The 12,169-nt window shown below is 64.2% G+C and carries 9 protein-coding genes; 6 read left to right on the top strand and 3 right to left on the bottom strand.

Annotated features, from left to right (window positions below; translation table 11 throughout):
* Positions 1 to 48: 48 nt before the first annotated feature.
* The 3 genes from UCD39_RS09455 (at position 49) to UCD39_RS09445 (ending at position 3,307) form a co-directional block, all read left to right on the top strand.
* On the top strand, positions 49 to 1,398 hold the full coding sequence (locus tag UCD39_RS09455; protein WP_330495780.1) for a S41 family peptidase: 1,350 nt from the start codon (positions 49 to 51) through the stop codon (positions 1,396 to 1,398).
* A gap of 89 nt (positions 1,399 to 1,487) precedes the next feature.
* The gene (locus tag UCD39_RS09450; RefSeq protein ID WP_330495779.1) at positions 1,488 to 2,348 is read left to right on the top strand and encodes a hypothetical protein; all 861 of its coding nucleotides are present in this window, start codon (positions 1,488 to 1,490) and stop codon (positions 2,346 to 2,348) included.
* A 245-nt stretch (positions 2,349 to 2,593) separates the two neighbouring features.
* Positions 2,594 to 3,307, top strand: coding sequence for an FkbM family methyltransferase (locus UCD39_RS09445; RefSeq protein ID WP_330495778.1), 714 nt, complete (start codon positions 2,594 to 2,596; stop codon positions 3,305 to 3,307).
* A 137-nt stretch (positions 3,308 to 3,444) separates the two neighbouring features.
* Here the strand turns inward: UCD39_RS09445 and UCD39_RS09440 are convergent, their stop codons facing one another.
* Positions 3,445 to 4,455: an IS30 family transposase gene (locus tag UCD39_RS09440; RefSeq protein ID WP_330495777.1), complete on the bottom strand. Its 1,011-nt coding sequence runs from the start codon at positions 4,453 to 4,455 to the stop codon at positions 3,445 to 3,447.
* Positions 4,456 to 4,579: 124 nt separating this feature from the next.
* On the bottom strand, positions 4,580 to 5,959 hold the full coding sequence (locus tag UCD39_RS09435; RefSeq protein WP_442943531.1) for an ISNCY family transposase: 1,380 nt from the start codon (positions 5,957 to 5,959) through the stop codon (positions 4,580 to 4,582).
* A gap of 233 nt (positions 5,960 to 6,192) precedes the next feature.
* Between UCD39_RS09435 and UCD39_RS09430 the strand changes: the two genes are divergently transcribed.
* Both UCD39_RS09430 and UCD39_RS09425 read left to right on the top strand, forming a co-directional pair.
* A complete protein-coding gene (locus tag UCD39_RS09430; RefSeq protein WP_330495776.1) occupies positions 6,193 to 6,705 on the top strand; it encodes a DUF2231 domain-containing protein in 513 nt (170 codons plus the stop codon).
* Entirely contained in the window at positions 6,702 to 8,027 is a 1,326-nt protein-coding gene (locus UCD39_RS09425) for a PQQ-dependent sugar dehydrogenase (protein ID WP_330495775.1), read from the top strand. The genes UCD39_RS09430 and UCD39_RS09425 overlap by 4 nt, the downstream gene beginning before the upstream one ends.
* A gap of 104 nt (positions 8,028 to 8,131) precedes the next feature.
* Here UCD39_RS09425 and UCD39_RS09420 read toward each other — a convergent pair whose 3' ends face one another.
* A complete protein-coding gene (locus UCD39_RS09420) occupies positions 8,132 to 10,549 on the bottom strand; it encodes a TonB-dependent receptor (RefSeq protein WP_330495774.1) in 2,418 nt (805 codons plus the stop codon).
* Positions 10,550 to 10,714: 165 nt separating this feature from the next.
* On the opposite strand from UCD39_RS09420, the gene UCD39_RS09415 reads away from it, so the two are divergent.
* Positions 10,715 to 12,154, top strand: a complete 1,440-nt coding sequence (locus tag UCD39_RS09415; RefSeq protein WP_330495773.1) for a sensor histidine kinase — start codon at positions 10,715 to 10,717, stop codon at positions 12,152 to 12,154.
* Positions 12,155 to 12,169: the final 15 nt, after the last annotated feature.

Below are 12,169 nucleotides of genomic sequence, written 5' to 3'. Positions count from 1 at the left end.
GATCCATAGGATAGGGGCTGTCCTTCACTTCGGGGTGCAGCGCGGTCCATGCGACATCTCCTGCCGCTTCTTCTTGGTATTGGCCTGATCTGCGCGACGGGGCGGGCGGCGGACATCGGGGAGGCGCCCCTCCCATCCGCCCGGGTCGCCGAGGTTGTGGCCGCCATCAGCCGGCTGCTGCACGACCGCTATCCTCTGCCTGACATCGCGGCACGCTACGAAAGGGGCCTGGCACGCGAACTCAAGGCCGGCCGATTTGAGGGGAAGGGGCCCTGCGCCCTGGCGGAGACGCTGACCCGCGACCTGCGGACCGAACATGAGGACCGGCACCTGACCGTCCGGTGCGGCGCCGGCCATGCCGATGACCGCGAGGCTGAAACGGGCCCTTACCACGGCATCGCCGCCGTGCAGGTGGATCCTGATCTGCCGGTCACCACCATCCGCACTCCCGGGCCCTGGGTCGCGAATGAGGATGGCTTCGCCAGCGCCGCCGCCGCCATGGCCCTGGCCGCGCGGTCGCATTACGTCATCATCGACGTGCGCGGCAATGGCGGCGGCAATGGCGAGATCGGGGTGTTCCTGGCCACCTACTTCTTTCCGGTGGGACAGCAGCGCCTGCTGGTGCGGGGCGTCCACCGCGATCCGGCGCGGGAAGAGCAGGAATGGACTTACGGCTATGTTCCCGGCCGGCGACTGGCCGACGCCAAGCTTTACATCCTGGTCGACAGCCATACCGGATCAGCGGCGGAGGGGTTCGCCTTTGGCCTGCAACGCGCCGGACGGGCCACCATCGTAGGCCAGACGACGGCGGGCGCCGGCATCGCCGGTCATTGGGAGGATCTGCCCGGCGGCCTGTCGCTGTTCCTGCCCACCAAGCTGTTGCGGGCGCCGGATGGCGGCGCAGGCTGGGAAGGAGTAGGCGTGCGGCCCGACGTGGTGACAGAGCCAGGGCAGGAAATGGCGACTGTTTACGACCTGATCCGCGCCGATTGGCCCATGGCCCGGGAGAACCCGGATTTCGCTCAGGTGATCACCCTGCCGCCCGACCGCCGACCGTCCCTGGACACCATGGCCTCACCTTGGGACACCGGCCAGCCGACCTTGCCCCAGGTTGAGCGCTGCCGGCTCATCTCGGACGACCCAAAGGACAGTACCGTTCAACTCATGACGAATGTGTGCAGTCAGCCCATCCTCCTGGAGGAACGCCGTAGCGCCGCACCGGCGTCTCTGCGCCTGATCACGCTGGAAAGCGGGGAGACCCTGGCCTCCAAGGTCACAGCACCCGGGGGCTGGTGGATCATGGCGGTCTGCCCCCAGGGGTATCGCAGCAGCGTGCCGGTGACGGAGGAGAACACCGACCCCATTTCACGCGGCGCCTATGCCTGCGTGAAGGGGTAGGGAGCTACAATAGGTTACAGAGTGTTTCTGTATCCCCTTTGAGGATGATGGTACCGTTGGACCGCGACAAAACGACAAGGGATATGTCCATGCGCCGTTCAGTCCTTTCTATCCTGGCGCTGACTGCGGCCCTGGCCCTGCTGATGGCGCCGCAGGCGGGCAGGGCGGCGCAATGTACCCCCGTTCCCGGTGTCGACACCTTCCTGGACCCGGCCAAGACCTATTTTGTGGTCGGTGATCTCCACGGCACGGCGGAAATCCCGGCCATGGTCGCCGGCATCGCCTGTGCCGCCGCGACCAAATTCCATAAGGTCGTGCTGGCCTTGGAGTTTCCCGTGACCAACGCGGAAGCGCTGAGCAATTTCAGCCGCCATCCTGAATCCCCAGCAGCCGCCTTGCCGTTTTTCGCGGCGGACCCCGGCGGCATGACCGATGGTCGCAGCAGCGTGGCCATGGCGCAGATGCTGGAACGTGTCCGTACCCTGGCTAGCCCCGACATAGCGGTGTCGTTCGTGCCTTTCCAACCGGTGCCGGCTTCCTCGGATCCGGGCCTTTATGAAAGGGCCATGGCCGTTGGGATCATCGCGGCGCACCAGGCCCATCCCGACGCCAAGATATTGATTTTTGTGGGAAGAACCCATGCCCGCAGGGCGCCTACGGACCGGACCGGCGCATTGCTTCCCATGGCGGCGACTCTCCCGGCAGGGGAAACCGTCAGCCTGGATGTCACACCGACGGGCGGCAGCGCCTGGAACTGTCGCGGCACCTCCTTGACTTTGGCCGATATGAAATGCGGCCCCAACAGTCTGGGAGACAGGCCCGACATTCCGCCCGCCGGCATCACGATGACACCCAGCGCGGCCTATGACGGCAGTTTCTCTGTCGGCAAACCGTTCTCCGCTTCTCCACCCGTGAACCCGACGCCTCCGTCCAGCACCGCGCGTCCATAGAGCCGAGGGTGACTCACTTCATTGGTGAAAGGAACTACATCTAACCTTACTGATGAGTTCAAGGCACGCGGAGTCTCTAATTGTTTACCTAACAAGACAACGCAACGGCAAATTCCTATTGCATCAGCATCTTTTCCTTGCAAAAAATAAATCCATATATTATTAATAATTGCAATCAGTCCATCCCATTTTGGGCTCCATTCTAATATGGCAAAATAAGAGCACCACAAGAGGAAAATTTCAGGATGATACGCTTGCCAATGTTAGAAGATTTTCCGGCGCGTCAATATTTTGACATTATAAGAGATAATAATACGAAAATTACCTACTCCCAGTTCGGGGAAGATTCGATAATAACGAACATTCTAGTTCATCAACTCAAGCAAGCGCATGGTGGGTTTTTCGTCGACGTTGGAGCCTACCACCCCTTACATGCTTCAAACACCCGGCTTTTAAAAATTATGAGTTGGACGGGTATCCACATTGACGCCAATGAGGATGCCATTGCACTGTTCAATGCCGCATATCCAGAAGACATTAAAGTCTGCTGCGGCGTTGGCATTGAGGAAGGCGAACTTGTCTACTATCAATTCGACAGCGCCGGCACCAACACCCTGAGCCCCGAAACGGCTGAGGAGTGGAAAAAGATAGGTCGTAAACTTATTGGGACAAAAATTGTTCCTGTGAAAACGATAAACCGGATTCTGGAAGAAAACCTCCCCGCAGGACAATCCATTGGCTATATGAATATAGACCTGGAGGGGTTCGATAGACAGGTATTAGCCAGTTTAGATCTAAATAGATTTCGCCCATCCATTGTCAGTATCGAAATATTTGATGCCGATATACTTTCATTAGGCGCGGACCCAACGATCTCATACATGTACAGCAATGGATATAAACTAGCCGCCGTAGCGGAGATTACTTACATATTTGTTGATTTAAGTAAGGTTCTGTGATCGAGAGCCGCTCATCGTCGTCACCCAGCCCATCACCAACCTCCCAGCTGGAAGACTGACACTTCCACTTTGCTCCGGACTGACATTTTGACTTTGCGCGGTGGGCTCAAGTCGAAGTGCGACATGGCTTTTTCATCCTAACCAACCGCCCCAAGTTCTGCGAGCTTGGCGTGGAAGACCTCCGCTGGCGTTCGGTAGTTAAGGCATCGGGGAGGCGTCGCATTGAGGCGCTCGCACAGAGCCGACAGCGCGCCGGGGGATCGATCCCCTGGCGCGCTGTCGAGCGGCAGATGTCGCCGGACCCGGCCGTTGGCGTTCTCCACGCCGCCCTTCTGCCAAGGACTGTGCGGATCGCAGAAGTAACAGTCCGCAGGAACAGCCCGATAGCCCATGAACTCGGTACCGCGATCAAAGGTGATGGTTTGCCGGGCGGGCGCGGGCAGGGACGTCAGGAGAGCCGATAGACTGGCCGCCAACGGCCCAGCCCGGCGATCCTCATTGGCTTGCAGGATGAGATAGCGGCTCTGGCGCTCCTGCAAAGAGGTCACGTTGGCTTTACCGAATGCCCTGGCAAACAGAACCAGGTCGCATTCCCAATGGCCGAACTCACTGCGATCCGCCACGCTGGCAGGCCGGGCGGTAATCCAACGTTCCGACGGGATCGCACCCTGGCGGGGCTTGCGGCCCCGCAGTCGGCGTCGGCGATGCCTGGCCATCGCTAGAAGGGCAAACAGACCGTCGCGCCGGCCTTCGGCACTGTAAACATACCTGTAGATGGTCTCATGAGAAACACAGCCGACAGCCTCCGGCTCCACCTTCAGCCGCCCGGCGATCTGTTCCGGCGACCAGCCCGCACGAAGCTTCGACAGCACGTGGGCCAGAAGCGCCGGATTACGGGCCAGCTTGGCACATCCATACCGCCGACGGCCCGCCGCCCGATGCGCCGCCACGCAATAGTAGCCACGATAGCCATGGCCCCAGCGGTCTCGCTCCGCCGTGTGGTAGAAGTGACGCGCAATCTCCCGATAGACCGTCGACCGGTGCCGACCCAGCGTCGAGGCCAGGGCCGCAACCGAGAGACCGGCGGCAAGACCGGCTTCAATCAGCCGACGTTCCGACAAATCCAGGTGAGAGTAGTGAGACCCCATCTGCGACCTCCTGTCCAACTCACTGAGAACATTGGAAAGTCGCACTTCGTTTTTGAGTCCACCCCGCCTACACACAATGTTTCAACCGGATAGAAGTGTCAGGGTGTCCCGCAAAGTAGAACTGTCAGTGCTGGGGGTGGGCGGGGAGCGGAGCCGAAGGCGCAGCGGACCGGCCACCCCCAACACGCAGCGACGTCGAGCCCCTCTTGCGACCCGGCTTTCCCCCCGTCTTGGCGTAACCGATGCGCTCGCTGTGGGTCTGCACCTGGGGCGCAAGCCTGGTGTCCTGCATCGTCTTAATCTCTGCCAGAACCGCCGACAGCCGCTTGTTCTCAACCACCGCCCCCAGGCTCACCCGCTGGCTCTTGTCGAACTCGGTGTAGGGCAGGGCAACGCCCTGCCAGCGGAACTCCACCCGGCCGTCGGCAAAGGCGTAGCTGTCCACATACTGCCCCACCAACCCCCGCGTCACCGCCGTCTCTTCCAGCATCACCCGCCGGCGCTCATACGACAGCGTCAGCTGCCGCCCCACATATCGCCGCTCCCGCCAGCACAGGATGTCCCCCAACCGCTCAGCCAAAGCCCCCAGCGGCCGGTGCAAATCCTCCGGCCGGGCAGGGACCACGGCAAACTGGGCATTGAAGCGTTCCATGAACCCTTCCAGGAAAGCGTTGCCAACCGCCATATCGCTGATCCCGGCAAGCCGCAGCTCCTTCACCAGCCGATCCTGCAGCGTCCGGTTCACCCGCTCAACCCGGCCCTTCGCCTGGCTGGAGTTCGCGCACAAAACCTCAATCCCCAGTTCCGCCATGGCCCGCCCGAACTGCGTCAGGCCCTGACCTGTCCGCGCCTCCGTCTTCGCCACCCGGAAAACCGTGTGCTTGTCGGAATAAAACGCCAACGGCCGACCATGCCGAACCAGGTACCCCTCCAACGCCGCGAAGTAGCTGAACGCGCTCTCCGACGCCACAAACCGCAACTGCATCAGCCGACCCGTCGCGTCATCGATGAACACAAGCAAGCTGCACGGCCCAGCACGGTCCTCAAACCACCGGTGCTCACTGCCATCGATCTGTATCAGCTCCCCCAGGCATTCCCGCCGCAGGCGAGGGCGGTGGAACTGCCGCCGCTGCGCTCGTGACCGCCACAGCCCAGCCGACGCCATCCAACCCCGCAGCGTCTCCCGCGACACCTCCAGCCCATGACGCTCCGCCAGCTTCTCCGCCGCCAGCGTCGGACCAAAATCCCCGTAATGCCGCTGCACCAGTTCCAGCGCCAGCTCCCGAACCCCACCATCCAGACGATGGTTCGACGGGCGACCGCGCGCCTGGTGCACCAACGCGCCGCCGCCACCATCCCGATACCGCCGCAGCAAGCGCCATACCTGCCGCTCGCTCAAGCCCAGAACAACCGCAGCGGACGACGCCGTCAGACGGCCGCCAACCACATCCCCAAGAACCTCCACCCGCCGAACTTCCCGATCGCTCATCACCACCCAGCCCATCACCAACCTCCCAGCCGGCACCACCCAACCAGGAGACTGACACTTCTACTTTGCTCTGGTCTGACAGTTTAACTTTGCGCCTACACACAATACCCCGATAAGATACGTTATGGAAAAATATAGCACAGACAGGCTGCACGCCGATAGCTTGATCGGCTGTGGCGGCGCTCTGGAACCGTGCATAGGTCCAAGCGGTTGGGCGCGGACGGATGGATTGCGACCAAGGAGCGGCCATGCCCAGTGACATCACCCGATCGACCGTCCAAGGGACGCCGATCCACCTGACGACGGTGGAAAACACCCCGGTTGAGGTGGTCCGTGCGCCCCTTTATCCCATGCTGGTGCCCTTTCCCAGCGCCTGCTTCATCGGCGCGTTTTTTACCGACTTGGCCTATTGGCGCACGGCGGAGATGATGTGGGCGGACTTCTCAGCCTGGCTGTTGTTCGTCGGCGCCGTCCTGGGGGGCATCGCCCTGATTGCGGGCCTGATCGATTTGGCCCAGCGCCGTTATCTTGTGATCCAGGCACCCGCCTGGGCGCCAACCTGGCCGCATGTCCTGGGCAACCTGCTGGCGCTGGGCCTGGCCATCCTAAATTGCTTCGTCCACAGCCGCGACGCCTGGACCTCGGTTGTGCCCCAGGGCCTGATCCTGTCAGCCCTGGCGCTGGTCGTGGTGCTGACCAGCAACTGGATCGGCTGGTCGGTGCTGGTCCAGCGGCGCCGGGTCGTGGAGGTGCGGTCATGATCGCCCACCGTCTTCGACTCCTGATCCTGGCGGGCGCCGCCGCCTTCGGCCTTGCCGCCTGCGACGATGGTAGCAAAGGCACCGACCCCAACGCCCAGGTCGGCGCCAACCCGACGCTGCCGAAACAGGAGCAATACCTGCTGCCCCCGATGAAGGTGGCCAAGGTGGTGGGTTGGAAGGACGGTGAGAAGCCGGCCGTGGCCCAGGGCCTGAAGATCCAAGCGCTGGCCACCGGCCTGCACCATCCCCGTTCCCTCTATGTCCTGCCCAATGGTGACGTGCTGGTGGTGGAATCGGTGGCGCCGGAAGGTGAGCCGGTCAAGCGGCCCAAGGACCTGATCATGCATTGGGTGGAATCCATGGCCACGTCCGGCGGCGAAACCAAGAACAGCAACCGCATCACGTTGCTGCGCGATACTGATGGCGACGGCGTGCCCGAAACGCGCACCGTTTTCCTGGATCATCTCAATTCCCCCTTCGGCGTGGCCCTGGTCGGCGGGGACCTCTATGTCGCCGACACCGACGCCATCCTGCGCTATCCCTACACCGAGGGTGAAACCCAGATGACAGCGGAAGGCACCACCCTGACCCCCCTGCCCGGCGGCCCCATCGACCATCACTGGACCAAGAGCCTGCTGGCCAGCCAGGACGGCACCCGGCTTTATGTCGGCGTCGGGTCCAACAGCAACATCACCGAAAACGGCCTGGAGGCGGAAAAGAACCGCGCCGCCGTCTGGGAGGTGGACCGCGCCACCGGCCGCTGGCGCATCTATGCCGATGGGCTGCGGAACCCCAACGGCCTCAGTTGGGAACCGCAGACCGGCGCGCTGTGGGCCGTGGTGAACGAGCGTGACGAGCTGGGCCCCAACCTGGTGCCGGACTACATGACGTCGGTGAAGGATGGCGGCTTTTACGGCTGGCCCTACAGCTATTACGGCCAGCATGTGGACCCACGGGTGAAACCGCAACGCCCCGACCTGGTGGCCCGCGCCATCGTGCCGGACTATGCCCTCAGCACCCACGTCGCCCCGTTGGGCATGGCTTTCTCCACCGGCACCAACCTGCCCAGCACCTACCAAGGGGGAGCCTTCGTCGGCGAACATGGTAGCTGGAATAGAAATATTCCAAATGGTTACAAGGTGATCTTCATACCCTTCAGCAATGGCCAGCCAAATGGCCAACCGATGGACGTGGTCACCGGCTTCCTGGATGCGGAGGGTCATGCCCATGGGCGCCCGGTGGGCTTGGCCATCGACAAGACCGGGGCCCTGCTGATCGCCGATGACGTGGGCAACACCGTCTGGCGCGTGACCGCCCAATAGGTCTGAAATGAGAAAAAGAGGGGGGCCGGTAGCGGATGGGACCGGCCCCCCTTCCAGCGGGAGGATTATCGCGTCGCCCGTTGGAACTCAGAAACTCCAATAGCTTAGAACGAAACCTTCACACCGCCATAGAAGGTGCGCGGCGCGCCGAGGGTCAGGGTGCGCGCATCGCTCAGCTGGCGGCCCAGCACGTCGCTGGCGCCGCTCAGCTCAAAATAGGTGCCATAGCTGGCATAGCGCCGATCGAACAGGTTGTTGATGCCGCCGAACACCTGGATGTCCGGCAGGATTTGATAGGACGTGCGCAAATTCATGGTCCAATAGGGCGTCAGCGGCGCGTTCTGGTTGGCGTCGTCACCCACCAGGTACTGGCTGCCGTAGTACTGCACGGCGGCCCCCACGGTCCATTCCTGGGTCACCAGCACATCGCCGCCCAGCTTCACCTGGTGGCGGGGAACGCCCGGCATGCGGTCACCGCTGTGCACAGTGACGGTACCATTGTCGTCCGCGGACGGATTGTGGGCCGATGCCAGCACGCCATCGAACTGATAGGTCGCATCCACGAAACTGTAGTTCAGGTAAACCTGCCAACGCTCGCTGGCGAAGGTCAGCCCGGCATCGACACCTTGCCGGCGGGTGGACGGCACGTTGGTGTAATAGCCCCGGCCCTGGATACTGCTGGCCAGCGCCACGATGTCGTTGTCGCTGTCGGTGCGGAACAGCCCCACGGTCCAATCCAGGCGCCCGCCAGCCACGCCCTGAGTGCCCCGCACGCCGGCCTCATAGGTGTTGGCCACCACCTGATGCAGCGGCGGATCGGCCACCAGGGAATTTTCCAGCAGGCAGGGGCGCAACGGGTCGGCGCAGTCCAGCTCCAGCGGCGTGGGTGCGCGGTTGGACTGGGAATAACCGCCATAGACACTGAACCCGCCGCCCAACTGATAGGTCAGGCCGGCTTGGGGATTCCAATGGGTGTAGCGGTGATCACCGTTCAGCTCGGGGGCGGCGCCGCTGCGGTCGCGGGTGCTGATGTCGGCCACGTTGAGGCGCAGGCCGGCGGTCAGCGACAGGGCCGGCGTCAGGTCCAGCGTGTCGGTGACATAGGCGCCATAATAGTCGGTGGTCCCCGACAGCCAGACCGGGGCATAGCCCAGGTTGCCCAGGGTGCGGATGATCAGGCCGGCGCCGGCGATATCGTTCGCCGCGTCGCCCTGGGAGGTCACGGAAAAGTCGGGATTGATGACGCCTAGCGTGCTGGTGGCGGTGAAACGGATGTCACTGTGGTCGATGCTGCCGCCGGCGGCGAAGCGGTTGCCCAGCCCCATCAAGGGCCGGTCACTGGTCAGCTGCAATGACCCGCCGACCGAGGTGGTATCCGTGGCGGTACGGTCCAGGGTGCCGTAATTGGCATTGTTGTTATAGGCGAAGGTGTGGCCGGCAAGGTCGGTGATGACGAACTGGTTGCGGAACGCCGTGGTCTTGCCGCCCGCCGGCGTGCCGAACGGGTCGTCCTCCAGGCATAGCTTGCCCCCATAGGAGGACCGGCGGCTGCAGCCTTCAAAATTGCCGTCGTTGCCGTCCACATGCTTTTGGCCCAAATGGCGGCCGTAGACATTGCCCTGTAAGGACCAGCCAGGCGCCAGGTCGGCCTTGCCGTTCAGGGCCAGCATGCCGCTGTCGTTCCTGGTGGTCTGCGGCCAGGTATAGATCGACGTCTCGTCGGCCTGGATCATTTCCAGGGGCGTCGGCCCGACGACTCCCAGGCTGGACCGTGCGGCGGCGGCGACCAGATGCACCTCCGCGCTGTCGCTGCGCCAGCCGGCGTCGGCGTAGAACCGCTCCACATCCGAGGCGGACTGCTTGCGCCAGCCATCGTCGCGCGTCGCCTCCGCCGCCATGTAGAGCCCGAAATTGCCGGACTGCCAGCCGAACTCCGCGGAGCCCTGGGCACGGCCGTTGCTGCCGCCCAGCAGCTCGGCGCTGCCGCCCTGGACGGTGAAGCCGTTCTTCATCTCCAGGGTCACCGCCCCGCCCAGGGCGTTCAAGCCGTAAGCCGGATTGTTGGTGGCCAAGGTCAGGCGATTGATCGCCACCTCCGGCGCCAAATCCCAGTTCACCGTGTCGCCGAAGGCCTCGTTCAGGCGCACGCCGTTCTGATAGACGGCGATGCCCTGGGGCGTTCCCTGAAGAGGGGAGACGGTGAAGCCGTGATAGTGGATGTCCTGGAACAGGGCGTTGCCCTGCGTGTCCGACAGCGCCAGCCCGGGCACCCGCTGGGCCATGCCATCCAGGATGGAGACGGAATGGATGCGGGCCAGATCGTCCGCCGACAGGGTGGTGGCCGCCGCCGGCACCTTATCCAGCGGCACATTGGCCCCCGGCAGGGGCGTCACGCCGATGACGATGATGTCGCTGAGCGTAGGGGGCGCGCCGTCGGGCGCTGGATCGGCCTCAGCCGCCAAGGCAAGGGTGGAACAGGTGGCGCACAGCAGGGCCAGCAGACCGGCCGGGACGTTTTTCATTATGGGGCGCACCGGAAGGATGGAGCTGATGAAAGGCTAGTCGCAAGCATCAGGCCCGGCCATAGGCCCCCTTCCCGATTTTCCCGGGAAAAATTCCCGATATCGCGGCGACTGTTGCATGAGAGCGGCAAGCGCCTGTTAGATAGGGTTGGGAGGCGCCGTCCAATGCTGGGCGGCGACGTCGTATTGGACCGCTGGGGAACCAACCTCATGTCGCTGCGCATCCGTCTGGTCCTGAGTATCGCCCTACTGTTGCTGGTCAGCCTGGCCACCGGCGCCACCGCCGCTTGGCTGCGGGCGGAGCATTCCGTGCGCACGGAGATGGAGGCCGCCTTGTCCGTGGGGCAGCATACGGTGGGCAGCGCGCTGGCCCACTTGGCCGGCCGTTCGGCGCCGGCGGACCGCAGTGATGAGGAGGTCACCGCCCTGCTGACCCGCCTGGTCGACGCCTTCAACGGCGACCGCCATCTCAAGGTCAGCCTACACAAGCCCGGGACCGGCCTGATCGCCTCCTCCTCCCTGGCCGTGCCGGACCACCCCGCCCCCGCCTGGTTCGTGGCCTCCCTGGACGTGCCGCAATTGAGCGCCGAGGTGCCACTGCCCGGATTTTCCGGCCAGGGCCTGTGGCTGCGCCTGGAGACAGACCCGGCGGGCGAAGTGTCGGAGGTATGGGGGGAACTGGGCGACGACGCCGTGATGATGGTGCTGTTCAGCGCGCTGGCCCTGCCCATGGTCTACTGGACCCTGGGGCGGGCGCTGCGCTCCGTCGACCGCCTATCCAAGGCCTTCGCGCACGTGGCCCAGGACGCCAGCGTGGAAGCGGCGCGCCCAGTGGTGGAGGCCGGCCCGCCGGAGCTGCGCCGCCTGGCGGAAGGCTTCAACCGCATGATCGAACGCCTGGCGGCGGCGGAGGCGCGCAATCGCCGCCTGCACGAGCAATTGCAGACCATCCAGGAGGAGGAGCGCGCGGACCTCGCCCGCGACCTGCATGACGAGGTTGGGCCCTATCTTTTCGCCATCAACGTCGACGTCACCGCCCTTCTGGCGGCGGCGGAGCGGGCGGGCGACCCGGCCATGCGTGACCAGGCCCGTTCCGCCCGCGAGGCGGTGGCCCATGTGCAGCAGGAGGTGAAGGCCATCCTGGGCCGCCTGCGTCCGCCGGGCCTGAGCGACCTTGGCTTGGGCGCCGCGCTGGAAAACCTGGCGGCGTTCTGGCGCGCCCGGCGGCCCGATGTCGCCATCACCGTGGCCGTGACGCCCGGCCTGCACCTGGGCGAGGCCGGCGACACCGCCATCTATCGCATCGTGCAGGAAAGCCTGAGCAACGCCATCCGTCACGGGCGGCCCCGGGACATCACCGTCACCGTCGCCCCCCGCGTCGATGGCCTCACCGTCGAGATCGTGGATGACGGCGAGGGTCTGCCCGCCCACTCCCCGTCTCACTCCAGCGGTACCGGCTATGGCCTGCGCGGCATGGCCGAGCGGGTGGCCGCGCTGGACGGCACGCTGGAGGTGGGCAACCGGGCGGAAGGCGGCGTGCGGGTTCGCGCCCTGCTGCCCTTGGCCACCGGGCATACCACCCTGTCGGCCCGCGAGGCCGCCTGAATGACCCTGACCGCG

Origin of the sequence: Nitrospirillum karajorum (assembly GCF_036348415.1) — a bacterium.
Taxonomy (GTDB): Bacteria; Pseudomonadota; Alphaproteobacteria; order Azospirillales; family Azospirillaceae; genus Nitrospirillum; species Nitrospirillum amazonense_B.
Note: the sequence above shows the minus strand (reverse complement) of the source record. Positions and strands in the feature narration are given on the sequence as shown.